Source organism: Streptomyces sp. NBC_00096 (assembly GCF_045041305.1).
Classification (GTDB): domain Bacteria; phylum Actinomycetota; class Actinomycetes; order Streptomycetales; family Streptomycetaceae; genus Streptomyces.
Map to the genome: position 1 here is coordinate 5393534 of NZ_CP108221.1, position 25971 is coordinate 5419504.

20 protein-coding genes are annotated in these 25971 nt (G+C 71.7%); 14 read left to right on the forward strand and 6 right to left on the reverse strand.

Annotation, left to right across the window (positions count from 1 at the left end):
- Positions 1-54: 54 nt before the first annotated feature.
- From OG904_RS23820 to OG904_RS23830, 3 genes are all read left to right on the forward strand, one after another.
- Entirely contained in the window at positions 55-2052 is a 1998-nt protein-coding gene (locus OG904_RS23820; protein ID WP_405494173.1) for a TerD family protein, read from the forward strand.
- Between the two features lie 289 nt (positions 2053-2341).
- Positions 2342-3325: a TerC/Alx family metal homeostasis membrane protein gene (locus tag OG904_RS23825; RefSeq protein WP_405494175.1), complete on the forward strand. Its 984-nt coding sequence runs from the start codon at positions 2342-2344 to the stop codon at positions 3323-3325.
- A 79-nt stretch (positions 3326-3404) separates the two neighbouring features.
- Complete coding sequence (locus tag OG904_RS23830; protein ID WP_405494177.1) at positions 3405-4628, forward strand: serine hydrolase domain-containing protein; 1224 nt, start codon at positions 3405-3407, stop codon at positions 4626-4628.
- A gap of 19 nt (positions 4629-4647) precedes the next feature.
- On the opposite strand, the gene OG904_RS23835 is transcribed toward OG904_RS23830, so the two are convergent.
- The 3 genes from OG904_RS23835 to OG904_RS23845 all read right to left on the reverse strand — a co-directional run bounded on the left by OG904_RS23835 (position 4648) and on the right by OG904_RS23845 (position 7479).
- Positions 4648-5952 (reverse strand): MFS transporter, encoded by a 1305-nt coding sequence (locus OG904_RS23835; protein WP_405498214.1) that lies wholly within the window; start codon positions 5950-5952, stop codon positions 4648-4650.
- A gap of 167 nt (positions 5953-6119) precedes the next feature.
- Positions 6120-6776, reverse strand: coding sequence for an MBL fold metallo-hydrolase (locus tag OG904_RS23840; RefSeq protein WP_405494179.1), 657 nt, complete (start codon positions 6774-6776; stop codon positions 6120-6122).
- A gap of 10 nt (positions 6777-6786) precedes the next feature.
- Positions 6787-7479 (reverse strand): maleylpyruvate isomerase family mycothiol-dependent enzyme, encoded by a 693-nt coding sequence (locus tag OG904_RS23845; RefSeq protein ID WP_405494181.1) that lies wholly within the window; start codon positions 7477-7479, stop codon positions 6787-6789.
- Between the two features lie 175 nt (positions 7480-7654).
- Between OG904_RS23845 and uvrA the strand changes: the two genes are divergently transcribed.
- Positions 7655-10615 carry an excinuclease ABC subunit UvrA gene (gene uvrA, locus OG904_RS23850; RefSeq protein ID WP_405494183.1) on the forward strand — a complete coding sequence of 987 codons (2961 nt, stop codon included), beginning with the start codon at positions 7655-7657 and terminating at the stop codon, positions 10613-10615.
- A 203-nt stretch (positions 10616-10818) separates the two neighbouring features.
- Here the strand turns inward: uvrA and OG904_RS23855 are convergent, their stop codons facing one another.
- Positions 10819-11469 carry an NAD(P)-dependent oxidoreductase gene (locus OG904_RS23855; RefSeq protein ID WP_405494185.1) on the reverse strand — a complete coding sequence of 217 codons (651 nt, stop codon included), beginning with the start codon at positions 11467-11469 and terminating at the stop codon, positions 10819-10821.
- Positions 11470-11537: 68 nt separating this feature from the next.
- Between OG904_RS23855 and OG904_RS23860 the strand changes: the two genes are divergently transcribed.
- The gene (locus OG904_RS23860; RefSeq protein WP_405494187.1) at positions 11538-12143 is read left to right on the forward strand and encodes a TetR/AcrR family transcriptional regulator; all 606 of its coding nucleotides are present in this window, start codon (positions 11538-11540) and stop codon (positions 12141-12143) included.
- On the opposite strand, the gene OG904_RS23865 is transcribed toward OG904_RS23860, so the two are convergent.
- Positions 12133-13044 (reverse strand): carbohydrate kinase, encoded by a 912-nt coding sequence (locus OG904_RS23865; protein WP_405494189.1) that lies wholly within the window; start codon positions 13042-13044, stop codon positions 12133-12135. The genes OG904_RS23860 and OG904_RS23865 overlap by 11 nt on opposite strands.
- A 117-nt stretch (positions 13045-13161) precedes the next feature.
- On the opposite strand from OG904_RS23865, the gene OG904_RS23870 reads away from it, so the two are divergent.
- Positions 13162-13593 carry a Rieske (2Fe-2S) protein gene (locus OG904_RS23870; protein ID WP_405494191.1) on the forward strand — a complete coding sequence of 144 codons (432 nt, stop codon included), beginning with the start codon at positions 13162-13164 and terminating at the stop codon, positions 13591-13593.
- A gap of 75 nt (positions 13594-13668) precedes the next feature.
- On the opposite strand, the gene OG904_RS23875 is transcribed toward OG904_RS23870, so the two are convergent.
- Positions 13669-14655 (reverse strand): hypothetical protein, encoded by a 987-nt coding sequence (locus OG904_RS23875; RefSeq protein WP_405494193.1) that lies wholly within the window; start codon positions 14653-14655, stop codon positions 13669-13671.
- A 238-nt stretch (positions 14656-14893) separates the two neighbouring features.
- Between OG904_RS23875 and OG904_RS23880 the strand changes: the two genes are divergently transcribed.
- From OG904_RS23880 to gap, 8 genes are all read left to right on the forward strand, one after another.
- On the forward strand, positions 14894-15553 hold the full coding sequence (locus tag OG904_RS23880; protein ID WP_405494195.1) for a papain-like cysteine protease family protein: 660 nt from the start codon (positions 14894-14896) through the stop codon (positions 15551-15553).
- Between the two features lie 4 nt (positions 15554-15557).
- Positions 15558-16361 carry a hypothetical protein gene (locus tag OG904_RS23885; protein ID WP_405494197.1) on the forward strand — a complete coding sequence of 268 codons (804 nt, stop codon included), beginning with the start codon at positions 15558-15560 and terminating at the stop codon, positions 16359-16361.
- 88 nt (positions 16362-16449) lie between these two features.
- Entirely contained in the window at positions 16450-18504 is a 2055-nt protein-coding gene (gene uvrC, locus OG904_RS23890) for an excinuclease ABC subunit UvrC (RefSeq protein ID WP_405494199.1), read from the forward strand.
- Positions 18501-19496, forward strand: coding sequence for an RNase adapter RapZ (gene rapZ / locus OG904_RS23895; protein WP_405494201.1), 996 nt, complete (start codon positions 18501-18503; stop codon positions 19494-19496). The genes uvrC and rapZ overlap by 4 nt, the downstream gene beginning before the upstream one ends.
- Positions 19493-20563, forward strand: coding sequence for a uridine diphosphate-N-acetylglucosamine-binding protein YvcK (gene yvcK / locus OG904_RS23900; RefSeq protein WP_405494203.1), 1071 nt, complete (start codon positions 19493-19495; stop codon positions 20561-20563). Before rapZ ends, yvcK begins: the two co-directional genes overlap by 4 nt.
- Positions 20554-21555 (forward strand): DNA-binding protein WhiA, encoded by a 1002-nt coding sequence (gene whiA / locus OG904_RS23905; RefSeq protein ID WP_405494205.1) that lies wholly within the window; start codon positions 20554-20556, stop codon positions 21553-21555. The genes yvcK and whiA overlap by 10 nt, the downstream gene beginning before the upstream one ends.
- A gap of 148 nt (positions 21556-21703) precedes the next feature.
- Positions 21704-24664 (forward strand): M14 family zinc carboxypeptidase, encoded by a 2961-nt coding sequence (locus OG904_RS23910; RefSeq protein ID WP_405494207.1) that lies wholly within the window; start codon positions 21704-21706, stop codon positions 24662-24664.
- A 208-nt stretch (positions 24665-24872) separates the two neighbouring features.
- Positions 24873-25877, forward strand: a complete 1005-nt coding sequence (gene gap, locus OG904_RS23915) for a type I glyceraldehyde-3-phosphate dehydrogenase (RefSeq protein WP_243338363.1) — start codon at positions 24873-24875, stop codon at positions 25875-25877.
- The last annotated feature ends 94 nt before the right edge of the window (positions 25878-25971 follow it).

Genomic DNA, 25971 nt, shown 5'->3' on the forward strand with positions numbered 1-25971 from the left:
CCGGGCAACAACGACGGCACAGCAGAAGAACGGGTACGGGGGAGGGGCTGCACGATGACGGCCGAACTGGTCCGGGGGCAGAACCACCCCCTGTCCCGGAGCCGGGTGGAGATCAGGGTCTCGGCGGGCACACCCGTGCTCGCCCTGGCCCAGGTCGGCGACGAAGCGGGCCGGCTCGCCGGCCCCGGGGCGCTGGCCCATCCCGGCGCCCGGACCCTGCCCGGGCTGGAAGTGCCCGGGGAGGTCTCGGGGCAGCACCGCATAGCGGTCGACCTCGACGCCGTCGGCCCGGCCGTGCACCGGGTCGGCTTCGTGCTGGTCCTGCCGCCCGGCGGCCCGGCCCGCTTCGGCGCGGTCCCGGCGTCCCACGTGTCCGTGGCCGACCCGGAGGGCGCCGAGCTCGCCGGGTACACGCTGACCGGCCTGGAGTCCGAGACCGCCGTCATGGCCCTGGAGCTGTACCGGCGCCAGGGAGCCTGGAAGGTCCGCGCCGTCGGCCAGGGCTATGCCGGCGGACTCGGCGCCCTGCTGGCCGACGCCGGGCTGCCCGGCCCGGCCGCCACCGAGCTCGCCGCCGTCGCGACGGGTCTGACCCCGATGGGGGACATCACCCTGGCCGTCATGCCCGGCGGGCCGGCCCCGACCGTGCCGCGCGGCCTCCGGGCGCCGGACACCGCCCAGCCGGACACCGCCCAGCAGGACCACGCCCCGCAGGACACCGCGCCGGCCCCCGCGCCCACGCCGCCGCCCATGCCCCCGGACCCGATCCCGGTCTCCGCGACCCCGTACGCGGCCGGGCCCGGCGGGGACACCGCGGGCGGCCCGCCGACCATCAGCTACGCCCACCCGCGCCGCCGCACCAGCACCGAACCGCCCGAGCCCGCGCCGCGACCCGCCGCACCGCCGCAGCCCGGCGAACCGACCCGCCCCGTCGCCGGGGACGCGAGCGGCTGGTCCATGGAGGAGCGGCTCTACAACCAGGTCTGGGGCATGTTCGAGGACCTGGCCCGCTGCGTCGCCGCCTACCGCGGCGCCGTCGAGTTCGCCGACTCCCGGATGGACCGCGAGCTGGACGAGGCGCTGTCCGACCCCCGCCACCGCCTCGGCGGCTCCGGCAACGCCGCCCGTGACACCGCCCGGGCCCGCCGCGAGGAGCTGGTCGCGCAGGCGCAGGCCGTCCTCGACCGGGACCTGCTCCAGCTCACCGCCGAGTCCGAGGTGGTCGAGCCCGCGCTGCCGGCCCCGTACGCCCGCTGGGACAACCCGGTCTGGCACGCCCACACCGTGCCCGGCGAGAGCCCGCTGGCCCTGCGCCTGGGGGACCTCCACCTGCCCGAGCGGCCCGATCTGCGCATCCCCATGCTGGTCAGGGTCCCGCTCGAGCGCGGGCTGTGGATCGACAACGGCCGCACCGGCTCCGAGTCCGCCATGGCGATGGACACCGACCGGCTGCGCCGGGCCGCGATGGACATGGCCGTCGCGCACGCCGCCCGGCTGCTGGCCGCCCACCCCGCCGACCGGTTCGCGGTCCACGTCATCGACGCGGCCGGGGCCGGAGCCGCCTCGCTGGCCCCGCTGGTTCGGGCCGGGGTGCTGGCCGGGCCGCCCGCCGCCGGGGCCGCGGGGGTGTCCGAGACCCTGGAGCGGCTGACCCGGCGCGTGGACCTCGTACAGATGGCGGTGCGGGCCGGGGCTCCGGAAGACCTGCCGCCCGATGTGGACACGTCGGACCAGCTGCTGATCGTGCACGATTTCCCGCACGGGTTCGACGACCGGGCCGTCACCCGGTTGCGCTACCTCGCCGACGAGGGGCCGGCGGTCGGCGTGCACCTGCTGATGGTCGCGGACCGTGACGAGGCCTCGGCCTACGGGCCGCTGCTGGACCCGCTGTGGCGCTCCCTGATGCGGCTCTCGCCGGTGCCGGACAACCACCTCGCCGATCCCTGGGTCCACCACGCCTGGACCTTCGAGCCGGATCTGCCTCCGCCGGGCAGCCGGGTCCTCGACCAGGCGCTGGAGCGGGTGGCGGCGGCCCGGCGCGCCAACCGGTAGCGGCTGCGGGGCGGCCGTCCGCCCCGCCCGCACGACCGATGCATGACCGGCACATGACCGGCGCCTGACCGGTTCTTGGCATCCCCTTTACCTTATGTGCCCGAGACGGGTACCCTGGTGAGTGCGGAGGGGAGTATTCCTGCTTTCCTGCTACGGCGTGCCCGTCAATACGGACTGCAATCGGTCCCGGGGCGCCGGCCCGTGGCCTCCTGGCCGTCCGGGTGGAAGAGACCTCCGGCAGCGATGACGCTGACAAAGTGCTGAGCCATCTGCCGGAGGCATGAAAACCGTGGACGTTTCGTTGACCCTCTGGGTGCTGACCATTGTTGGTCTGGGCATCCTCATCGGCGCCGATTTCTTCATCGGCCGCAAACCGCACGACGTTTCCATGAAGGAAGCGGGCATCTGGACGGTCGTCTGGATCGTCCTCGCGGCGCTCTTCGGCCTCGGCCTGCTGTTCTTCGGGCACGGCCAGGCCTCGCAGGAGTTCTTCGCCGGCTTCATCACCGAGAAGTCCCTGAGCGTGGACAACCTCTTCGTCTTCGTCCTGATCATGGCGAAGTTCGCGGTGCCCTCACAGCTCCAGCAGCGCGTGCTGCTCGTGGGCGTACTCATCGCCCTCGTCCTGCGCGCGATCTTCATCGCCGCCGGTGCCGCGATCATCACCAACTTCTCGTGGGTCTTCTACATCTTCGGCGCCTTCCTCATCTACACCGCGTGGAAGCTGATCCAGGAAGCCCGCAAGGACGAGGAGGATGAGGAGTTCGAGGAGAACCGCCTCCTGAAGTCCATCGAGAAGAAGTTCGGCGTCGCCGACCGCTACCACGGCACCAAGCTGTTCATCCGGAACAACGGCAAGCGCGTCCTGACCCCGCTGATGGTCGTCATGCTCGCCATCGGCACCACCGACGTGCTGTTCGCCCTGGACTCGATCCCCGCGATCTTCGGCCTCACCCAGGACCCGTACATCGTCTTCACCGCCAACGCCTTCGCGCTGATGGGTCTGCGCCAGCTGTATTTCCTCATCGGCGGGCTGCTCAAGAAGCTGGTCCACCTCAGCTACGGCCTCTCCGTCATCCTCGGCTTCATCGGCATCAAGCTGGTGCTGCACGCCCTGCACGAGTCGGGCCTGCACGTCCCGCAGATCTCCATCCCGGTCTCCCTGGGCGTCATCTGCGGTGTCCTGGTGATCACCACGATCACCAGCCTGATCGCCTCGAAGAAGCAGGCCGAGGCCGAGGCGGCCGCCAGCCCGGAGGGCGTCGACGCCTGATCCGTCGCCGCGCGACCGGGGTGGTGCGGACCTACGCTGGTGACGTTGCCTTGGTCGTCGGACGACAGGAGGCCGTGCCATGAGGCCGACCCGTACGCGCATGCGCAGGGCCTGGGTGGCCGTCGCCGCCGCAGGCCTCCTCACCGCCCCGGCAGTCGCGGGCTCCGCGTACGGGGCGGCCACCCCGGCGCCGTCCGTGTCCGCGGTGCCCTCATCGGACGGCGGCACGGACTTCCCGCAGCTCACCCCGGCGGTCGACGCCCAACTCGACGCGGCCGTGCGCCAGGTCCTGAGCGACACGAAGGTGCCGGGAGTGACCGTGGGGCTGTGGGCCCCCGGCAAGGGCAGCTACGTGAGGTCCTTCGGCGTCTCGGACAAGGTCACGGGCGCCGCCATGAAGCCCGACCTCGGCGTCCGCATCGGCAGCGAGACCAAGACGTTCACGGTCACCGCGCTCCTCCAACTCGTCGACCAGGGAAAGCTGAGCCTGGACGACCCCATCGGCAAGTACATCACCGGGGTTCCGAACGGGAACCGCATCACCCTGCGCGAACTGGCCGGCATGCGCAGCGGGCTCTACAACTACAGCGAGGACCCGAGCTTCGACGCGAAGATCACCTCCACCTTCACCCCGCAGCAGCTGCTCGACATCTCCTTCAAGCACCCGGTGAACTTCGCGCCGAACGCCAAGTTCGAGTACTCCAACACCAACCTGATCCTGCTCGGCCTGGTGATCGAGAAGATCACCGGCCGGCCGCTCCATGACGTCATCAACCAGGACGTGGTGAAGGCCGCCGGCCTCAGCGACCGCACCCTCTTCCCGATCGGGAACGAGTTCCCCGAACCGCGCGCACAGGGCTACACCAACGACCTGCCCGGGGGGAAGATCACGAACGCGACCGAGCTCAGCCCGTCCTGGGCCTGGGCCGCCGGCGCGATGGTCTCCGACCTGCAGGACCTGCGCAGCTGGGCCAAGACCGTCGCCACCGGCACCCTGCTGAAGCCCGCGACCCAGGCCCAGCGCCTGAAGACCCAGCCGATCGGCATCATCCCCGGCGACGGCTACGGGCTCGGCATCTTCAACGTCCAGGGCTGGATCGGCCACAACGGATCACTGCCCGGGTACGAGACCCTGACCGTCTACCTGCCGCAGGCACAGGCGACGATGGTGATCATGCTGAACACCGACGACCTCTCCAACGGCCAGGAGCCCAGCACGCTCTTCGGCGAGGCGGTCACCCGCATCGTGACCCCGGACCACCTCTACCCCGGGCACAAGCCGGTGGAGCCCAAGAGCGGCTGACGGCCCCTCGGGCCCGCGGCTACGCGGGGGCGGCCGCTTCGGCCGCCCCCGTTTCCGCGCCCGCCCGACGGTGCACCACCGAGGGGTTCGTCTCCGGCAGCAGCGCGAAGCAGGCCAGCGAGACCAGGGCGATCCCCGTCAGGTACACGGCCACGGCCCACGGCGGGCCCGAGCCGTCCGCCAGGGCCGTCGCCACGATCGGGGTCAGCGCCCCGCCCAGTACCCCGCCGAGGTTGTAGCCGACGGCCGCGCCGGTGCAGCGGATCCGCGGGGCGTACAGCTCGGGCAGGTACGCGCCCACCACCGCGAACATCGTCACCATGCCGAGCAGCGCGCCGAACAGCCCCAGCGTCATCAGGAGCGGGTCCGCGGTGCGCAGCAGGGCCACGAAGGGGAACATCCACAGCGCACAGGCCGCGCAGCCGGCCAGGCACAGCGGGCGCCGGCCGTAGCGGTCGCCGAGCACCGCGATCGCCGGGGTCGCCAGCCCCTTCAGGGCGACGGCCACCATGACGCAGGTCAGCATCACCGAGCGGTGCACGCCGAGGTGTTCGGTGGCGTACGCCAGGGACCAGGTGGTGACCGCGTAGAAGACGGCGTACCCCACGGCCAGTGCCCCGCCGGTCAGCAGGAGGAGGCGCCAGTGGCCCCGTACCACTTCGGTCAGCGGGGCGTCGGCCCGGCGGCCGGTCGCGGAGAGCGCGCGGAACTGCGGGGTCTCCTCCACCGAGCGGCGCAGCCACAGCCCGGCCAGGGCCAGCAGCCCCGCCGCCCAGAACGGCACCCGCCAGCCCCACGCGGCGAACTGCCCGTCGGACAGCGTGCCCGACAGGGCCAGCATCAGGCCGTTGGCCAGCAGGAACCCCACCGCCGGACCCATCTGCGGGAAGCTGGACCAGAGCCCGCGCTGCCGCTCGGGGGCGTGCTCGGCGGTCAGCAGCACCGCGCCGCCCCATTCGCCGCCGAGGCCGAGGCCCTGCAGGAAGCGCAGCAGGACCAGCAGGACCGGCGCGGCCGCCCCGATGGAGGCGTACGAGGGCACGCAGCCCACCGCCACCGTGGCCAGGCCGGTGAGCAGCAGGGAGCCGAGCAGCACCGGGCGGCGGCCGTACCGGTCGCCGATGTGGCCGAAGACGGCCGATCCGAGGGGGCGGGCGAGGAAGCCGATGCCGAAGGTGCCGAAGGCGGCGAGGGTCCCGGCGAGCGGGGAGAAGGCGGGGAAGAAGAGCGGGCCGAGCACCAGTGCGGCCGCGGTGCCGTAGGCGAAGAAGTCGTAGAACTCGATGGCGGTCCCGGCGAGGGAGGCCGAGGCGAGCCGGAGCATCGAGGGCCGTGCGACGGCCGGGGCCGCGTCGGGGGAGGGGACGGCGGGGGCGGGGTCTTGTTGCATGGTGCACCAATTACCCCGCCCCACACCCTCAGGACGTGCGTTCGCCCATCAATGACCGGAAGGGAGTGCGGTCCGGCGCGAGGTTGACGGGCCGGCGCCGACTACCAGCCGCGCTCGCGCCATTCGGCCAGGTGGGGACGCTCGGCGCCGAGCGTGGTGTCGTTGCCGTGGCCCGGGTAGACCCAGGTCTCGTCCGACAGTTCGCCGAACAGCTTGGTCTCCACGTCGTCGAGCAGGCTCACGAAGGCCTTCTGGTCCCCCGAGGTGTTGCCGACGCCGCCCGGGAAGAGGCAGTCGCCGGTGAACACGTGCGCGTGGCCGTGCGGGTCGTCGTAGACCAGCGCGATCGAGCCGGGGGTGTGGCCGACCAGGTGGCGGGCGGTCAGGGTGACCCGTCCGACCGTGATCGTGTCCCCGTCCGCGACGGGCACGTCGGTCGGGACCGCGATGCCCTCCGCGTCGAGGGCGCCCGCGTACGTCCGTGCGCCGGTCGCCCCGACCACCTCCGCCAGCGCGGCCCAGTGGTCGCCGTGCCGGTGCGTGGTGACCACGGAGGCGATGCCGCCGTCGCCGATCAGGCTCAGCAGGGTCTCCGGCTCCGCAGCCGCGTCGATCAGCAGCTGTTCGTCGGTGGCCCGGCAGCGCAGCAGGTAGGCGTTGTTGTTCATGCCGCCCACCGCGACTTTGGAAATCATCAGGTCCGAGAGTTCGTGCACGTCGGCCGGACCGCCGACCTTGACCGCTCCGCTGTACGTCATGTCGGCAATCCTAGAGCGGGGGGAGTTCGGGCAGGCCGTCGCCGGTCAGGACGGCGAGACGGGCACCGCGCAGACCGCGCCCGGCGAGCCAGCCGAGCAGCTCGGCCTTGGGGCCCTCGAGGACCACGGGGGTGCCCTCCGTGCCGCCGGTGTGCCAGACCTCGCCCGGCATGGCCCGCAGCGTCACCGGGGGCACGTCCGGGCGGCCCGCCCAGCGGTCGGCGAGGAAGGCGATCTCCCGGTCGGTGAACTCGTCCGGGAGGTCCGTGAGCTCGTAGCCGATGTTCAGGTCGACGTGGTGCAGCTCGACCTCGATCAGGCGGCGGAAGGGGACGCGGGCGGCGGCGTCGGTGACGCCGTTGCGCAGCTCCACGGTGCGCGTCCAGTCCTGAGGGCGTTCGGCGACGGCCTGCCAGCGGTCCGCGGAATGCCGGACGTCCTCGAGCTGTTGCAGCAGGGGACGTCCGGAATCGCGCTCGATGTCGGACTCCCGGGAGGAGGCGCTCTCGTACATCGGGCGGCCCTCGAAGACCTCCACCAGGGCGTCGGCGTTCCGGGCGAGGTGGGCCAGGACGTGGCCGCGGGTCCAGCCGGGGAGACGTGACTCTTCGGCCAGGGTCGCGTTGTCCAGTTTCGCGGCCGCGGTCAGCAGCCGGTCCGTGGCCTCTCGTACGGATCGCAGGTCCTGCACATGATCGATCATGCGGCCGAGCCTAGTGGCCGAAGGGCCCTCGCCACACGATCGGGTGAAGCGGACAGCAGAGTGCCTGAAATCGAATGCACGTGCTATACGCTCGGAGTCCAGTCTCCCACTCCACCGCAGAGGCGCCCCCCAATACCCTGGGACGGGGGCCAGTGCCCCCGCTCTCTCAAGAAAGGTGCGGACCGGCGTGACCGACCGTCTCATCGTTCGTGGCGCTCGCGAGCACAACCTCAAGAACGTTTCTCTTGACCTGCCCCGCGACTCGCTCATCGTCTTCACCGGACTCTCGGGATCGGGCAAGTCCTCCCTGGCCTTCGACACGATCTTCGCCGAGGGCCAGCGCCGCTACGTCGAGTCGCTCTCGTCGTACGCCCGCCAGTTCCTCGGGCAGATGGACAAGCCCGACGTCGACTTCATCGAGGGCCTCTCCCCGGCCGTCTCCATCGACCAGAAGTCCACCTCGCGCAACCCGCGCTCCACCGTCGGCACCATCACCGAGGTCTACGACTACCTCCGCCTGCTCTTCGCGCGCATCGGCAAGCCCCACTGCCCCGAGTGCCGCCGGCCGATCTCGCGGCAGTCGCCGCAGGCGATCGTCGACAAGGTGCTCGCGCTGCCCGAGGGCAGTCGCTTCCAGGTGCTCTCGCCGCTGGTGCGCGAGCGCAAGGGCGAGTTCGTCGACCTCTTCGCCGACCTCCAGACCAAGGGCTACAGCCGGGCCCGGGTGGACGGGGAGACGATCCAGCTCTCCGAGCCGCCCACGCTGAAGAAGCAGGAGAAGCACACCATCGAGGTGGTCATCGACCGCCTCACCGTCAAGGAGGGCGCCAAGCGCCGCCTGACGGACTCCGTGGAGACCGCCCTCGGGCTGTCGAGCGGCATGGTGATCCTGGACTTCGTCGACCTCGCCGAGGACGACCCCGAGCGCGAGCGGATGTACTCCGAGCACCTCTACTGCCCGTACGACGACCTCTCCTTCGAGGAGCTGGAGCCCCGCTCCTTCTCCTTCAACTCGCCCTTCGGCGCCTGCCCCGAGTGCACCGGTATCGGTACACGCATGGAGGTGGACCCGGAGCTGATCATTCCGGACGAGGACAAGTCCCTGGACGAGGGCGCGGTCTCCCCGTGGTCGCTCGGCCACACGAAGGACTACTTCCAGCGGCTGGTCGGCGCGCTCGCCGAGGAGCTCGGTTTCCGCACGGACATCGCCTGGGCCGGACTGCCGCAGCGTGCGAAGAAGGCCCTGCTGTACGGCCACAAGACGCAGATCGAGGTCCGCTACCGCAACAGGTACGGCCGCGAGCGGGCCTACACCACGGCCTTCGAGGGCGCGGTGCCGTTCGTGAAGCGGCGCCACGCGGAGTCCGAGAGCGACGCCAGCCGCGAGCGCTTCGAGGGCTACATGCGCGAAGTGCCCTGTCCGACCTGCCAGGGCACCCGGCTCAAGCCGATCGTGCTCGCGGTGACGGTGATGGAGCGGTCGATCGCCGAGGTCGCCGCGATGTCGATCAGCGAGTGCGCGGACTTCCTGGGGCAGATGCGCCTCGACGCCCGCGACAAGAAGATCGCCGAGCGGGTCCTCAAGGAGGTCAACGAGCGGCTCCGCTTCCTCGTCGACGTCGGCCTGGACTACCTCTCGCTCAACCGCGCCGCAGGCACCCTGTCGGGCGGCGAGGCCCAGCGCATCCGGCTGGCCACGCAGATCGGCTCCGGTCTCGTGGGAGTGCTCTACGTCCTGGACGAGCCCTCCATCGGCCTGCACCAGCGGGACAACCACCGCCTGATCGAGACCCTCGTACGGCTGCGGGACATGGGCAACACGCTCATCGTCGTCGAGCACGACGAGGACACCATCAAGGTGGCCGACTGGGTCGTGGACATCGGCCCCGGCGCCGGTGAGCACGGCGGCAAGGTCGTGCACAGCGGCTCGCTGAAGGAGCTGCTGAAGAACCCCGAGTCGATCACCGGGCAGTACCTGTCCGGCAAGCGGTCCATCCCGCTCCCGGACGTGCGCCGGCCCGTGGACCCCTCGCGGAAGCTGACGGTCCACGGAGCCAAGGAGAACAACCTGCGGGACATCGACGTGTCCTTCCCGCTGGGCGTGCTCACCGCGGTCACGGGCGTCTCGGGATCCGGCAAGTCGACCCTGGTCAACGACATCCTGTACACGCACCTGGCGCGCGAGCTCAACGGCGCGCGGTCGGTGCCGGGGCGGCACACGCGGGTGGACGGCGACGACCTCGTCGACAAGGTCGTGCACGTGGACCAGTCCCCGATCGGGCGGACCCCCAGGTCCAACCCGGCCACGTACACCGGAGTCTTCGACCACGTCCGCAAGCTCTTCGCCGAGACGATGGAGGCGAAGGTGCGCGGCTATCTGCCGGGCCGCTTCTCCTTCAACGTGAAGGGCGGCCGGTGCGAGAACTGCTCCGGCGACGGCACGATCAAGATCGAGATGAACTTCCTGCCGGACGTCTACGTCCCGTGCGAGGTCTGTCACGGCGACCGGTACAACCGGGAGACGCTGGAGGTCCACTACAAGGGCAAGTCCATCGCCGAGGTCCTGAACATGCCGATCGAGGAGGCCGCCGGCTTCTTCGAGGCGGTCCCGACGATCTCGCGCCACCTGAAGACGCTGAACGAGGTGGGCCTGGGGTACGTGCGGCTCGGCCAGTCCGCGCCGACGCTCTCGGGTGGTGAGGCGCAGCGCGTGAAGCTGGCTTCGGAGCTCCAGAAGCGGTCGACGGGGCGGACGGTGTACGTCCTGGACGAGCCGACGACGGGTCTGCACTTCGAGGACATCTCGAAGCTGATCAAGGTCCTGTCGGGGCTGGTGGACAAGGGGAACTCGGTGATCGTCATCGAGCACAACCTCGACGTCATCAAGACCGCGGACTGGGTCGTCGACATGGGCCCCGAGGGTGGTTACGGCGGCGGCCTCGTCGTCGCGGAGGGCACACCGGAGCAGGTCGCCTCGGTGGGCGCGAGCCACACGGGCAAGTTCCTGCGGGACATCCTGGGCGCGGACCGGGTCTCTGACGCGGAGCCGGTCGCCGGGCCGGCGAAGAAGACGGCCGCGCGGAAGAAGGCGGCCCCGGCTGCCGCGAAGAAGGCCACGCGGGCCCGCAAGGCGTAGCCCTCCGGGGGTGGCGCCGCCCCGTTCTCGGCGCGGCCCCGCTCCCGGGGGCCGGCCCCCGGATCCCCGCGCCTCAAACGCCGGCGGGGCTGAAAAGATCGCCTCAATCGCCGGCGGGGCTTGATTTTGGCCGGCGTCGGCCCGCATGTGCGCGCGGCGTTTGAGGAGCGGGGTCTGGGGCGGAGCCCGAGGAGGGGGCCGGGCTAGGTGGCGATGCCGATTGCGTGGCCTGACGTCGACGGGTCGGACAGGGTCGTCAGGAGGGCGTCCGCGACGTCGGCGCGGGAGATGACCCGGCCACCGGGGACGTTGGCGTCGACCGCCCGCCGGTACGCCCCCGTCCACGGCCGGTTCAGCAGCCGCGGCGGCCGGATCACCGTCCACCGGGTGTCGGAGGCGGCGATCGCCGTCTCCATGACCGCGAGGTCCGCGTACACGTCCCGCAGGACCCGCCGCAGCAGGGGCAGGACGAGCACCCGCGCGAACACCCCGTCCGCCGGGGTCGGCGGAGCCAGCGGCGCCGCGCTCACCGCCGCCAGGCGGCTGACCCCCGCGCGGTCCATCGCGGAGACGATCGACCGCAGCGCCGGGCCCGCGACCGGGGTGAGCCGGGCCTGCTTGTTGCTCGTCGCGCCCAGCGCCGAGACCACCGCTTCGCGCCCCGCCAGCAGCGGGACCAGCGCGTCCTCGTCCGTCAGGTCCCGGACCACCGCCACCCGCAGCCGGCCGTGCGCCAGTACGTCCAGCCGCGCGGGGTCGCGGACGACCGCCGTCACCTCGTGGCCTGCCTCGAGCGCCTGCCGGACGACCTCCCGGCCGACCCCGCCCGTGGCTCCGAACACCGTGAGTTTCATCCTGGCTCCTCTGAGGTGGAGGGGTGGGTGAGCATTCACTCACCCACCCCTTCCAGTAGGGTGAGTGAATGCTCACCCCGAAGTCAAGCCGGTCCACGCCCGAGCGCCTGCTGGACGCCGCAGAGACCCTGATGCGCACCAGCGGCCTGGCCAACGCCACCACCAAGGCCATCGCCCGTGAGGCCGGCTGCTCCGAGGCGGCGCTCTACAAGTACTTCGCGAACAAGGAGGAGCTGTTCGTCCGGGTGCTGATGGAGCGCCGCCCCAACGCCGGCGCCATGATGGCGGCGCTCACCACGGACCCGGAGGAGCAGCCGGTCGAGGAACGGCTGATCGAGATCGCCCGGTACGCCTCGCTCTTCTACGCCGACGCCATGCCCATGGCGGCCTCGCTCTTCGCCGATCCCGTCCTGCTCACCCGCCACCGCGAGGGCGTACGGAGCATCGGGGCGGGTCCGCACGTCGTGCTGGAGGCCCTCACCGGCCATCTGCTCCGCGAGCTGCGGCGCGGCCGGCTGCGCCCCGACGCCGACCCCCCGGCCGCCGCCGCGCTGCTGCTCGGCGCCTGCTTCCAGCGGGCGTTCTTCCTGCACTTCTCCGGCCCCGACACGGTCCGGCCGGTCGAGGAGTTCGCCCCCGCCGTGGCCGGGACCGTATGGGCCGCTATCCGCTGAGCTCGGCGGCGTACGGGGGCTCCGCACCCGCCCGGGTGCAGGTCAGCGCGGCCGCCCGGGCGGCGTAGGACAGCACCTCGGGCCAGTCGACCGGACCGGGGCCGCCGGGACCCCCCGCACCGCCCGTACCGGCTGCGCCGCCCGAAAGCCGGTGCAGCAGCGCCGCGTTCACGGTGTCGCCCGCGCCGATCGTGTCCGCCACCGCCACCGGGAGCGCGGGCACCGAGTGCTCCTCGCCCTCCCGCGTCCACACCGTCAGACCTCCGGCCCCCCGGGTGAGCACCACGGCCGAGGGCCCCGCCGCCAGCCAGTCGCCGACGCGGCCGCCCAGCCACGCCGCGTCCTCCTCCGACAGCTTCAGGACGCCCACGTACGGCAGCCAGGACAGGAACCGGGCCCGGTAGGCCGCCGGGTCGGAGATCAGGGCCGGCCGGATGTTGGGGTCGAGCAGGGTCAGCAGCCCGCGTCCGGACTCCCGGCGGAGCAGGGCCTCGTAGGCGCTCGCCCCCGGCTCCAGCACCAGCGAGCAGGTGCCGAGCGCGAGGGCCCGTACCCCCGCCGGCAGTGCGGCCGGCAGCCGGAACAGCCGGTCGGCGGTGCCCTCGACGTAGAAGCCGTACGCCGCCGAGCCGTCCGGGGCCAGCGAGGGCACGGCCAGCGTGGTCGGCTCCGGACCCCGCTGGACCAGCGAGAGGTCCACGCCGGCCGCGCGCAGCCCGGCGAGCAGCGAGGCGCCGAAGCCGTCCGCCGACACCCGGGAGCAGAACGAGACCCGTGCACCGAGCCGGCCCAGCGCGAGCGCGGTGTTGTACGGTCCGCCGCCGGGCCGGGGCAGCAGGGCGCCCGGCGGCTCCGCGACGGGCACCAGGTCGATCAGGGCTTCTCCACCGACGACGATCACGCGGGGGAAGGTATCCCATCGGGCGGCGGTATCGTCGGGTGGGCCCGCCCGGGCCGAACCGGGGCCGGGCCCGGCCCCAGCCCCGCTCCACCCCCACCCTCACCCCGGGAGAACCGCATGTCCGCGTTGCAGTCCGCCGCCCGCCGTACCGTCCTCAAGGGCGCCGCCGCGATCGTCGGAGCCGCCGGCGGCGCGGTGGCGCTCACGGCCTGCTCCACCGAGACCAACAGCGGCTCGGGCTCCCCGGCGGTCCCCGCCGAACCCGTGGAGCTGGGCGCGGCCACCGAGGTGCCGGTCGGCGGCGCGAAGCTGTTCCGCGAGAAGAAGATCCTGGTCAGCTGCGCGGAGGCGGGCCAGTACAAGGCCTTCAGCGCCCAGTGCACCCACGCGGGCTGCGTCCTGGACAAGATCGTCGAGGGTGAGGGGAACTGCCCCTGCCACGGCAGCCGCTTCGACGTGACCACGGGCAAGGTGCTGCGCGGCCCGGCCGCCAGCCCGCTGCCGGAGATCCCGGTGAAGGCCGAGGGCGGCAAGCTCGTAGCGGGCTGACGGGCTGACGGGCTGACGGGCTGACGGGCTGACGGGCTGACGGGCTGACGGGCTGACGGGCCCGCCCCCCCCGGCTCACTCCCAGTCCCAGCCGATCCCCAGGATCCCGCGCCGCACGCCCTGTTCCACCAGGTGCACGGCCCGGTGCGGCCCGCTCGGGTTCAGGTCCGTGAGCCGCCCGCGCGGGGCGTCCGGCCCGCTGCGGCTGAAGCGCCGGCAGCGCACCGGCAGCGCGGCCTCGTCGAAGCGGACCTGGAGCACGTACTGCCCGCCCGTGTAGCTGAAGCCGCGCACGTACTCGTTGCTGCGGCCCGCGGTGCCGTCCTCGAAGCCGTAGCCGAAGACGTACGTGTCCCCGGCGCGCAGCCGGGCGTCGAAGAGCAGCTCGGCGACGACCAGTTCGGTCCCGGGGTCGCGACGGATCCGCCCGGTCCGGCAGTTCTCGTCGGCCCGCACCCGGATCCGCGCCGGATCGCACCCCGGATCGCCCTGGTGGACGGCGATGTACCGGTCGACCCCGTCCCGGTGGGCCCGTACGACGTGCTGCGATTCGCGGCCCAGCAGCTCCCCGGCGGGCCCGATCCGCACCCGCTCGTGGTGGCCGACGGTGTGCAGGCCGCCGTCGGCGGGCAGTTCCATGCCGGCCAGCAGCGACTCCACGGCCGCGCCCACGCTGAACAGTGCCCGGTACGAACGCGCGGGCGGCCGGCCCGTCGTCCCGGGCGCGGCGGGATCCGGTGCGGCCAGCAGCCGCAGCAGGGTGCCCCCGGGCAGTTCCAGGATCTGCTCCAGGGCCCGTACGGCCTTCAGGGACTCGGGGCGGCGGGGCCGCCGGGCACCCTGCTGCCAGTAACTGAGGCTGGTCACCCCCAGCTTGATGCCGCGGGCGGCGAGCCGGTGCTGCACCCGGTGCAGGGGCAGGCCGCGGGCGGTGAGGGCGGCGCGCAGCGCGAGGTGGAAGGGGCCTTCCCGTAGCAGGTGCCCGAGGTCCGGGGGGTCGTCCGGGAGGGATCTGTCCGAGAGGGATCTGTCCGAGGGGGTGCCGTTCGGGCTCGACCGCATGGCGGTTCCTCCTGTGAACGTTCACGCGACGCGGTGCGGGCGCCCTGGCGGGTGGCGCTCCCGGTACCGGTGGGGGCAGGTGGAGCGATGGCGGACGTTCACACTCTGGCCCCACCGTTCACACCGCGATGTCACACCGAATTGAAGCCTGTTGACCTGTTCTCGACAACAGCTGATGCTCCTCCACAGCGTCCGGACGCGCTCCTCCACCCCCACTCCCCACCTCGGGAGGAACGCGATGCGCAACCGAAACCGGCGGCTTTCCCTGGCCGCCTTCATCACCGCCCTGCTCCTCGCCCTGCCCACCGCTGCCGCCACCGCCGCCGATGCCGCCGCCGGTACGGGCACCACGGGCACCACGACCGCAGTAAGCGCCACGACCGCCGAGGTCACGGGGAGCGCCGCCGGCGCTGCCCTGGCCTCCAAGCGGCTGAACATCACCATGCAGGCCCAGCAGAAGACCAACTGGTGCTGGGCCGCCTCCGGCAACACGATCGCCACCTGGTTCGGCCGCACCTACAGCCAGAACCAGTTCTGCAACGCCGCCTTCAACCGCCAGCAGGGCTACGACTGCCCCAACAACCAGGCCAATCTGGCGAACGTGCAGACCGCCCTGCGCTGGGCCGGCATCAACTCCGGCTCCTACGTGACCGGCTGGCTCCAGTACTCCACCGTGCAGACCGAGATCAACGCCAACCGCCCGGTCGAGACCCGCATCGAGTGGTCCAACGGCGGCGGCCACATGCACGTCATCTACGGCTACGACACCGCGAACAGCTGGGTGTACTGGGGCGACCCGTGGCCCTCCAGCGACCGCTACAACTGGGCCTCCCACGCCTGGTACGTGGACAACAGCACCTTCTCCTGGACCCACTCGCTCTACCGGATCGGGGCGTGACCTCATGAATCCTCGCCTCGCCGCGGCCGTCGTCGCCGCGACCGCCGTACTGGCCCTGGTCCCCACCCAGGCCTCCGCGGCGCCCGTGCCGCAGCCCGGGAACGCCACCGCCGAGAACCGGGCCGACGCCGGGCGGGCGGCCGCGGCCCCCGACACGCTCGCCACCCTGTCCCGCTTCTTCGCCCGCGAGGGCAAGGTCTCGCTGACCTCCGCCCGGCCCCGCATCGAGGGCGAGGCGATCCCCGTGAACTACCTGTCGCCGGAGTTCGTCGCCGGGAAGGCGGGTGCCCCCGTGGCCCGGCTGGAGTTCCTCGCCAGCCAGGCCGTCTCCTCGGACGGGCAGCGGGCCGCGCTGTGGACCGCGAGGACGGAAGCGGGCTGGCAGGTGGTGAACATCGCCACCGGTGACGACGAGTTCCGCTACGCACGCCTCGGAGCGCAGAAGCTCCCCGGCGGCACGGTGTTCCGCGAGCCGCAGATCGACGCCTGGTACGTGGCCCGGGACGAGCGGGTGCTCCCGCTCGACGAGGACGCGGTGACGGCCGTCGGCGCGCCGGGCATCAGCCTCGCGGACTACCGGACCCGGGTCGTGAAGGCCTACGGGGACAAGCTGCCGGGCTCCGCCTACAGCAAGTCCGGGAAGGCCGGTGGCTTCGCCCCCACGGAAGCCACCGCCGCCTCCCGCTCCGGGGAGGGGCCCGGTTCCGCGGGCGCCGGGGCGGCCGCCGGAGCCGTGGCTCTGGCGCTGGGCGCGGCCGGCGTGGTGGCCGCGCGCCGCTCCCGGCGCCGGGGGGTGGTGCGGGCGTAACCACCCGCGGGGTCCGGCCGTCCTCCGGGCGGCCGGACCCCGCACTGCCACGGCCCGGTTGTCGGCGGGCGACAGTAGGGTGGTCGCCATGGCCGACCCTTCCAGCTACCGCCCCGAGCCGGGACAGATCCCGGACTCCCCGGGGGTCTACAAGTTCCGCGACGAGCACCGCCGGGTGATCTACGTCGGGAAGGCCAAGAGCCTGCGCCAGCGGCTGGCCAGCTACTTCCAGGACCTCGCCGGGCTGCACCCCCGTACCGCCACCATGGTGACCACGGCCGCCTCCGTCGAGTGGACCGTGGTCTCCACCGAGGTCGAGGCGCTCCAGCTCGAATACTCCTGGATCAAGGAGTTCGACCCCCGGTTCAACGTGAAGTACCGGGACGACAAGAGCTACCCCTCCCTCGCCGTCACCATGAACGAGGACTATCCGCGGGTCCAGGTCATGCGCGGTCCCAAGAAGAAGGGCGTGCGCTACTTCGGCCCGTACGGGCACGCCTGGGCCATCCGCGAGACCGTCGACCTGATGCTCCGGGTCTTCCCCGTCCGCACCTGCTCGGCCGGGGTGTTCAAGCGCTCCGCCCAGATCGGCCGCCCCTGCCTGCTCGGCTACATCGGCAAGTGCTCCGCGCCCTGCGTCGGCCGGGTCACCCCCGAGGAGCACCGCGAACTCGCCGAGGACTTCTGCGACTTCATGGCCGGCCGCACCGGCACCTACCTCAGCCGCCTCGAACAGCAGATGACCGAGGCCGCCGAGGAGATGGAGTACGAGAAGGCCGCCCGGCTGCGCGACGACATAGGGGCCCTGCGCCGGGCGATGGAGAAGAACGCGGTCGTCCTCGCCGACGCCACCGACGCCGATCTGTTCGCGGTCGCCGAGGACGAGCTCGAAGCGGCCGTGCAGATCTTCCACGTACGCGGCGGCCGGGTCCGGGGCCAGCGCGGCTGGGTCACCGACAAGGTCGAGGCCGTCGACACCGCCGGCCTGGTCGAGCACGCCCTGCAGCAGCTGTACGGGGAGGAGAAGGGCGAGGCCGTCCCCAAGGAGGTGCTGGTCCCCGTGCTCCCCGAGGACACGCCCGCGCTCAGCCAGTGGCTCGCCGAGCGCCGCGGGTCCAACGTCAGCCTGCGCGTCCCGCAGCGCGGGGACAAGAAGGCGCTGATGGAGACCGTCCACCGCAACGCCCAGCAGTCCCTCGCCCTGCACAAGACCAAGCGCGCCGCCGACCTCACCACCCGCTCGCGGGCCCTGGAGGAGATCGCCGAGGCGCTGGAGCTGGACGGTGCGCCGCTGCGCATCGAGTGCTTCGACATCTCGCACCTGCAGGGCGACGACGTGGTGGCCTCGATGGTGGTCTTCGAGGACGGGCTGGCGCGCAAGGGCGAGTACCGGCGCTTCCAGATCAAGACCTTCGAGGGGCAGGACGACGTCCGCTCCATGCACGAGGTGGTCTCGCGGCGCTTCCGCCGGTACCTCCAGGAGAAGCTGAAGACGGGGGAGTGGTCCCCCGAGGCCGCCGGGGCCGCAGCAGCCGCCGGGGCCGCCGGGGACGCCGATGGCGGCCACGCGCAGGCCGCCGAGGACGAGGGGCGCCCCAAGCGCTTCGCCTACCCCCCGCAGCTCGTCGTGGTCGACGGCGGGCAGCCGCAGGTGGCCGCCGCCAAGCGGGCCCTGGAGGAGCTGGGGATCGACGACGTCGCGGTGTGCGGCCTGGCCAAGCGGCTGGAAGAGGTCTGGCTGCCCGGGGAGGACGACCCGGTGGTGCTGCCCCGCAGCAGCGAGGGGCTCTACCTGCTCCAGCGGGTGCGTGACGAAGCCCACCGGTTCGCCATCCAGTACCAGCGCAACAAGCGGGGCAAACGCCTGAAGGCCGGCCCGCTCGACGAGGTCCCCGGGCTGGGCGAGAGCCGCAGGCTGGCCCTGGTCAAGCACTTCGGTTCGGTGAAGAAGCTCCGGCAGGCGACAATTGACCAGATCTGCGAGGTCCCGGGCATAGGCCGCAAGACGGCCGAAGCCGTGGTCGTGGCCCTCGCCCAGGCGGTTCCCGCCGGTCCCGCCGTCAATACGGCGACCGGGGAGATCATTGAGGATGAGACACCCGCACCCGCGGGAGCAGCGTCCGAACGGGGGTCCGAGCAATGACCGAGCGCGAAACCCAGCACGACGGCGGAGCAGAGCATGATTCCGAGCGCGATGCCGCATCCGAGTACGACCGAGACGGAGCACAGGTGAATACGGGCACGACAGTGGAGCCCGGAGATACCGCCGAGGCGGCCATCCCCGAGCTGGTGATCATCTCCGGCATGTCCGGGGCCGGCCGCAGTACGGCGGCCAAGTGCCTGGAGGACCTCGGCTGGTTCGTCGTGGACAACCTCCCGCCGGCGCTGATCACCACCATGGTGGAACTCGGCGCCCGCTCGCAGGGCAACGTGGCGCGCATCGCCGTCGTCGTGGACGTACGCGGCCGCCAGTTCTTCGACGCCCTGCGCGAGTCCCTCTCCGACCTGGAGGCCCGCGGGGTCACCCGGCGCATCGTCTTCCTGGAGTCCTCGGACGACGCCCTCGTCCGCCGCTTCGAATCGGTCCGCCGCCCGCACCCGCTCCAGGGCGACGGCCGCATCGTCGACGGCATCGCCGCCGAGCGCGACCTGCTGCGCGAGCTGCGCGGCGACGCCGACCTGGTCATCGACACCTCCAGCCTGAACGTGCACGAGCTGCGCGCCAAGATGGACGCCCAGTTCGCGGGCGACGAGGAGCCCGAGCTGCGGGCCACCGTCATGTCCTTCGGCTACAAGTACGGCCTGCCCGTCGACGCCGACCTCGTCGTCGACTGCCGCTTCATCCCCAACCCGCACTGGGTCCCGGAGCTGCGCCCCTTCACCGGGCTGAACGAGGAGGTGTCGGGCTACGTCTTCAGCCAGCCCGGCGCCAAGGAGTTCCTCGACCGCTACACCGAGCTGCTCCAGCTCATCGCCACCGGCTACCGCCGCGAGGGCAAGCGGTACGTGACCATCGCGGTCGGCTGCACCGGCGGCAAGCACCGCAGCGTCGCCATGTCGGAGAAGCTCGCAGCCCGCCTCGCCTCCGAGGGAGTCGAGACCGTCGTCGTCCACAGGGACATGGGGCGCGAGTGACCGGACGGACCATGCGGCTCCGCCGCCTGCGCCGGCTCACCTCCGGCAAGGGCGAGGACGGCGAGGGCCGCACCGGCCTGCGCCGCGGCGAGGCCCCCAAGGTGGTCGCGCCCAAGGTCGTGGCGCTCGGCGGCGGCAGGGGCCTGTCGGCCTCGCTGACCGCCCTGCGCCGGATCACGGGCGAGCTGACCGCCGTCGTCACCGTCGCGGACGACGGTGGCTCCAGCGGCCGGCTGCGCGAGGAGCTGGGCGTGCTGCCGCCCGGGGACCTGCGCAAGGCGCTGGCCGCGCTGTGCGGTGACGACGACTGGGGCCAGACCTGGGCCCGGGTCATCCAGCACCGTTTCCAGTCCAAGGGCGATCTGCACGAGCACGCGGTCGGCAATCTGCTGATCGTGGCCCTGTGGGAGCAGCTCGGCGACCCCGTCCAGGCCCTGGACCTCGTCGGCAAGCTGCTCGGCGCCCAGGGCCGGGTCCTGCCGATGTCGGCGGTTCCCCTGGAGCTCCAGGCCCTGGTCAAGGGTCACGATCCGGCCCGCCCCGAGGACGTGGACACCGTACGGGGACAGGCCACGGTGGCGCTGACCCCCGGCGAGGTGCTCTCCGTACAGGTGGTGCCCGCCGATCCGCCGGCGGTGCCGGAAGCGGTGGCGGCGGTGCTCGACGCGGACTGGGTGGTGCTCGGTCCGGGGTCCTGGTTCTCGTCCGTGATTCCGCACCTGCTGGTGCCGGAACTGCTCGACGCGCTGATCGAGACGAAGGCCCGGCGGGTCCTCTCGCTGAACCTCGCTCCGCAACCCGGCGAAACAGAGGGCTTCTCTCCGCAGCGTCATTTGGAGGTTTTGGCCCGACACGCCCCTAAACTCGCCCTGGACGTGGTTCTGGCCGATCAGGCCGCCGTGCCCGACCGCGAGTCCCTCGCCGATGCCGCAAAACGGTTCGGCGCCGCGGTCGAGCTGGCGCCGGTTGCCAGGCAGGACGGCTCTCCGAAGCATGATCCGGAGCTGCTCGCCGCCGCGTACGACCGTATTTTTCGGATGCATGGAAGGATCGGCCCATGGCGATGACGCCCGCGGTGAAGGATGAGATCGCCCGCCTGCCCGTGACCCGCACCTGCTGCAGGAAGGCGGAGGTCTCGGCGATCCTTCGGTTCGCGGGCGGGTTGCACCTGGTGAGCGGCCGGATCGTCATCGAGGCGGAACTGGACGCGGGGATCGCGGCCCGCCGCCTGCGCAAGGACATCCTGGAGATCTTCGGGCACTCCTCGGATCTGGTGATCATGGCTCCCGGCGGCCTGCGCCGGGGCAACCGGTACGTGGTCCGCGTGGTCGCCGGCGGCGACCAGCTGGCGCGCCAGACCGGGCTCGTGGACGGCCGCGGCCGTCCGATCCGGGGTCTTCCCCCGCAGGTGGTCTCCGGGGCCACCTGCGACGCGGAGGCGGCCTGGCGCGGGGCCTTTCTGGCCCACGGCTCGCTCACCGAGCCGGGACGGTCCTCCTCCCTGGAGGTCACCTGCCCCGGCCCGGAGGCCGCCCTGGCCCTGGTCGGCGCCGCCCGCAGGCTCTCCATCGCCGCGAAGGCCCGGGAGGTCCGCGGCGTGGACCGGGTCGTCGTCCGGGACGGGGACGCCATCGGCGCCCTGCTGACCCGGCTCGGCGCCCACGACTCGGTGCTGGCCTGGGAGGAGCGGCGGATGCGGCGCGAGGTGCGCGCCACCGCCAACCGCCTCGCCAACTTCGACGACGCCAACCTGCGCCGCTCGGCGCGGGCCGCGGTGGCCGCCGGAGCCCGGGTGCAGCGCGCCCTGGAGATCCTCGCCGAGGAGGTCCCCGAGCACCTCGCCGCGGCCGGCCGGCTGCGCATGGAGCACAAGCAGGCCTCCCTGGAGGAGCTGGGCGCGCTCGCCGACCCGCCGCTGACCAAGGACGCGGTCGCGGGCCGGATCCGCCGCCTGCTGGCGATGGCCGACAAGCGGGCCCAGGACCTCGGGATCCCGGGCACGGAGTCGAACCTCGACCTCAGCGACGCCGAGGAACTGGCCGACAACCTGGCCGGCTGAGTCCCTCGGACGGGGGCCCGCACGATCATTCGTGCGGGCCTCTTTCCGTAGGCCCCATTGACATGAGCATGGACTGGTCGTGAGCCTGTCGTCCGAGGCTTTCGTGGCAGACGACAGCTTTCGTGGCAGACGACGCCCAGGGGGGCATATGAGGCACCGCGCGAGATCGATCCTCGCCGCAAGCGCACTCGTCTTCGGCACCACACTGGCCGCACTACCCGCGGCGGCCCATGCCCAGGCCGAGGCGGCCGCGAAGTCCGCCGCCGACGAGGTACGGGTCTACGACGCCGACATCACCAAGGAGCAGGTCCCGCTCGTGCTGGCCGCCGGCCAGGACGGGCACGAGCTCTCCGAACGCGCCCCGGCCACCGGGACCGCCAAGGTCGAGCTCTTCCTCACCGGCGGCCAGGCCAAGGACCTGGCGGCCAAGGGGATCAAACTCGCCGAGCGCAAGGTCCCGGCCAAGGCCGCGGCGCGCACCCTGGAGGCCGGCGACGGCGTGTTCCGCCCGTACAGCGGCAAGGGCGGACTGCAGGAGGAGATCCTGCGCACGGCCCAGGAGAACCCCGGCCTCACCAAGGTCGTCTCCATCGGCAAGACCGTCCAGGGCAAGGACATCCTCGCCCTGAAGGTCAGCAAGAACGCCAAGAAGTCCAAGGACGGCGACAAGCCCTCCGTGCTGTACATGTCGAACCAGCACGCCCGCGAGTGGATCACCCCCGAGATGACCCGGCGGCTGATGCACCACACCCTCGACAACTACGGCAAGGATCCGCGGATCACCAAGCTGGTGGACTCCACCGAGCTGTGGTTCCTGCTCTCCGCCAACCCCGACGGCTACGACTACACCTTCGCCCCCGACGGCCAGCGGCTGTGGCGCAAGAACCTGCGCGACAACAACGGCGACGGGAAGATCACGGCCGGCGACGGCGTCGACCTCAACCGCAACTTCGCCTACAAGTGGGGCTACGACAACGAGGGCTCCTCGCCCAACCTGTCGAGCGAGACCTACCGCGGGCCCAAGGCCGCCTCCGAGCCCGAGACGGTCGCCCTCGACAAGTTCCAAAAGCGCATCGGCTTCAGCTACGCCGTCAACTACCACTCGGCCGCCGAGCTGCTGCTCTACGGCGTGGGCTGGCAGGTGGCCACCCCGACCCCCGACGACATCGCCTACAAGGCGCTGGCCGGCACCCCGGAGAACTCGGCCGTACCCGGCTACTACCCGCAGGTGTCCTCGGAGCTCTACACCACCAACGGCGAGGCCGACAGCCAGGCCGCCAACGCCAACGGCGTCATGATGTTCACGCCCGAGATGACCACCTGCCAGACGGCTTCCGCGATCGACCCGAACGACCGGTGGAAGCCCGAGGACTGCGCCTCCGGCTTCAACTTCCCGGACGACGAGAAGCTCATCCAGGCGGAGTTCACCAAGAACATCCCCTTCGCGCTGTCCGTCGCCGAGAGCGCCGAGCACCCGGACCAGCCGAAGTCCTCCGTGGGCCTGAGCGCCGCGGACTTCACCCTCGACCCCTTCACCACCTCCTACGCGGCCCGCGGCGAGGACCAGACGGTCGCCGTCACGGCCCGCAAGGCGCTGAAGGACAAGGAACTGAACTTCAATGTCAACGGGGGCCGCACCCACGACGAGGACCTCAAGGCCTGGAAGGGCGGTGACGTCTACGGCGGCGACGACAACAACTGGTTCGACGAGTACCGGGCCAAGGTCGACGGCACCAAGCCCGGCGACAAGGTCGAGGTCTGGTTCACCGGCCGCGACCGCACCGGCAAGAAGGTCTCCAGCGAGCACTTCACGTACACCGTGGCCCAGCGGCCGCGCGCCGACGTGCTCGTGATCGCCGAAGAGGGCGCCCCCGCGCAGCACGCCCAGGAGTACGTGGACGCCCTGCGCGCCAACGGGAAGAGCGCGGCGGTCTGGGACGTGGCCGTCCAGGGCGCCCCGCACCACCTCGGAGTGCTCTCCCACTTCCGTACGGCCGTCCACTACACCGGGGCCAAGTCCCCGGGCGGCGACACCCAGCTGGCGGTGCGCGACTTCCTCAACGAGGGCGGCAAGCTGGTCGAGGCCGGCGAGCTGGCGGGCGGCAACGCCCAGGTCGGCCGGGCCGTGACCGACGACTTCAGCCAGTACTACCTCGGCGCCTACGGCCGCGCGGGCGTCACCGGCCCCACCGGCTTCACCGGGGCGGGCTCCCTGGCCGGCGCCAAGGGTGCCGTCGGCGACGCCGCGGGCAACCCGCTCGACCGCCCCGGCTCCTACACCGTCACCTCCGACACCCTGCCGGCGGCGCAGTTCCCGCAGTTCAAGAGCGCGCAGGCGGGCCAGTACGCCGGAGTCACCAACCCGTACGCCCCGTACGCCGGCGCCGGGATGGCCTCGGCCACCCACGCCGACGACGACTGGAAGCGCCTCACCCGGACCATCGACCTCACCGGGGTCAGCGCGGCCGACAAGCCGCAGCTCAAGATGGCCCTCAACTGGAACACCGAGGAGGGTTACGACCACGCGGTCCTGGAGTCCCGTACCGCGGGCGGCGACGACTGGACCACGCTCCCCGACCTGGGCGGGCTGAGCTCCACCACCGTTCCCGAGGAGTGCGGGGCCGGGTTCTTCGTCAACGACCACCCCTTCCTGCGCCGCTACCTCACCCTCGACGGCGGAGGCTGCGCCCCGCAGGGCACCAGCGGCTCCTGGAACACCTTCACCGGCTCCTCCGGCGGCTGGAAGCAGGTCTCCTTCGACCTGAGCGCGTACGCGGGCAAGAGCGTCGAGGTCTCCCTCTCCTACATCACCGACCCGGGCTCGGGCGGCCGCGGCGTGTTCGCGGACGAGGCGCGCGTCTCGGTCGGTGGGACCGACCAGGTGGCCGAGGGCTTCGAGTCCTCGCTCGGCGTCTGGACCGCCCAGGGCGCACCTGCCGGAAGTCCTGATGTTCCGGGCGATTGGTCCCGGTCGGGAGAGCTGTTCAAGTCCTACGCGGCAGTCACTACGCGTAACACCGTGCTCCTGGGCTTCGGCCTGGAGCACGTGCCGGCGGCAGCCGACCGCGCCGTACTCGTCGGTAAGGCGCTGCGGTCGCTGAACCGCTGATCAGGGGCCCCGCATTCGCTCACGTTGAGTGACGGGGTCGAAGGTCCCCGAGGTCCCGTACTCGTCCTGGAGTGCGGGGCTTCGGGGCGTGTCAGAGGATGGTCGATGTCACTCCGAAGCTCACGGAGAGGTAGGGTCGTAAGCGGTCGGGGACATCCCATACAGCTCGCCGGCGGACAGGCCGGCGCACCAACGAGGAGATCGGTTCGTGACGATCCGCGTAGGCATCAACGGTTTTGGCCGAATTGGCCGCAACTACTTCCGTGCGCTCCTGGAGCAGGGAGCGGACATCGAGATCGTCGGTGTCAACGACCTGACTGACAATGCCACCCTGGTGCACCTTCTCAAGTACGACACGATCCTGGGCCGCCTCAAGGCCGAGGTCAGCCACACCGACGACACCATCACCGTCGGCGGCAACACCTTCAAGACCTTCGCCGAGCGCGACCCCGCGAACCTGCCCTGGGGCGAGCTGGGCGCCGACATCGTCATCGAGTCGACCGGCATCTTCACCAAGAAGGCCGACGCCGCCAAGCACATCGCGGCCGGTGCGAAGAAGGTCCTCATCTCGGCTCCGGCCAAGGACGAGGACATCACGATCGTGATGGGCGTCAACCAGGAGAAGTACGACGCGGCCAACCACCACGTCATCTCCAACGCCTCCTGCACCACCAACTGCGTGGCGCCGATGGCCAAGGTCCTCCTGGAGAACTTCGGCATCGTCAAGGGCATGATGACGACGGTCCACGCGTACACGAACGACCAGCGCATCCTGGACTTCCCGCACTCGGACCTGCGCCGCGCCCGCGCCGCCGCCGAGAACATCATCCCGACCACCACGGGTGCCGCCAAGGCCACCGCGCTGGTCATCCCGGAGCTGGCGGGCAAGCTCGACGGCATCGCGATGCGCGTCCCGGTCCCGACCGGTTCCGTGACCGACCTCGTCATCGAGCTCGAGCGCGAAGTCACCAAGGACGAGGTCAACTCGGCCTTCCAGAAGGCTTCTCAGGGCCAGCTCAAGGGCATCCTGGACTACACCGAGGACGCGATCGTCTCCTCCGACATCGTGAACTGGCCGTACTCCTGCACCTTCGACTCCTCCCTGACCATGGTCCAGGGCAAGAGCGTCAAGGTCATCGGCTGGTACGACAACGAGTGGGGCTACTCCAACCGCCTCGTCGACCTGACCGTGTTCGTCGGCGGCCAGCTCTGAGCACCAAGGCAGCAGGCACCACAATGTGAGCACCGGGGCTCGGGCAGCGCGACGAAGCGCTGTACGGGCCCTGTTGCTTGCCTTGTACCTCTCA

Bases quoted from the DNA above. Each gene is read 5' to 3' on its own strand.
- OG904_RS23820 (WP_405494173.1), top strand. From the start codon at position 55: ATGACGGCCGAACTGGTCCGGGGGCAGAACCACCCCCTGTCCCGGAGC.
- OG904_RS23830 (WP_405494177.1), top strand. From the start codon at position 3,405: ATGAGGCCGACCCGTACGCGCATGCGCAGGGCCTGGGTGGCCGTCGCC.
- OG904_RS23835 (WP_405498214.1), bottom strand. From the start codon at position 5,952: ATGCTCCGGCTCGCCTCGGCCTCCCTCGCCGGGACCGCCATCGAGTTC.
- OG904_RS23840 (WP_405494179.1), bottom strand. From the start codon at position 6,776: ATGACGTACAGCGGAGCGGTCAAGGTCGGCGGTCCGGCCGACGTGCAC.
- OG904_RS23845 (WP_405494181.1), bottom strand. From the start codon at position 7,479: ATGATCGATCATGTGCAGGACCTGCGATCCGTACGAGAGGCCACGGAC.
- OG904_RS23855 (WP_405494185.1), bottom strand. From the start codon at position 11,469: ATGAAACTCACGGTGTTCGGAGCCACGGGCGGGGTCGGCCGGGAGGTC.
- OG904_RS23860 (WP_405494187.1), top strand. From the start codon at position 11,538: ATGCTCACCCCGAAGTCAAGCCGGTCCACGCCCGAGCGCCTGCTGGAC.
- OG904_RS23870 (WP_405494191.1), top strand. From the start codon at position 13,162: ATGTCCGCGTTGCAGTCCGCCGCCCGCCGTACCGTCCTCAAGGGCGCC.
- OG904_RS23875 (WP_405494193.1), bottom strand. From the start codon at position 14,655: ATGCGGTCGAGCCCGAACGGCACCCCCTCGGACAGATCCCTCTCGGAC.
- OG904_RS23880 (WP_405494195.1), top strand. From the start codon at position 14,894: ATGCGCAACCGAAACCGGCGGCTTTCCCTGGCCGCCTTCATCACCGCC.
- OG904_RS23885 (WP_405494197.1), top strand. From the start codon at position 15,558: ATGAATCCTCGCCTCGCCGCGGCCGTCGTCGCCGCGACCGCCGTACTG.
- uvrC (WP_405494199.1), top strand. From the start codon at position 16,450: ATGGCCGACCCTTCCAGCTACCGCCCCGAGCCGGGACAGATCCCGGAC.
- rapZ (WP_405494201.1), top strand. From the start codon at position 18,501: ATGACCGAGCGCGAAACCCAGCACGACGGCGGAGCAGAGCATGATTCC.
- whiA (WP_405494205.1), top strand. From the start codon at position 20,554: ATGGCGATGACGCCCGCGGTGAAGGATGAGATCGCCCGCCTGCCCGTG.
- OG904_RS23910 (WP_405494207.1), top strand. From the start codon at position 21,704: ATGAGGCACCGCGCGAGATCGATCCTCGCCGCAAGCGCACTCGTCTTC.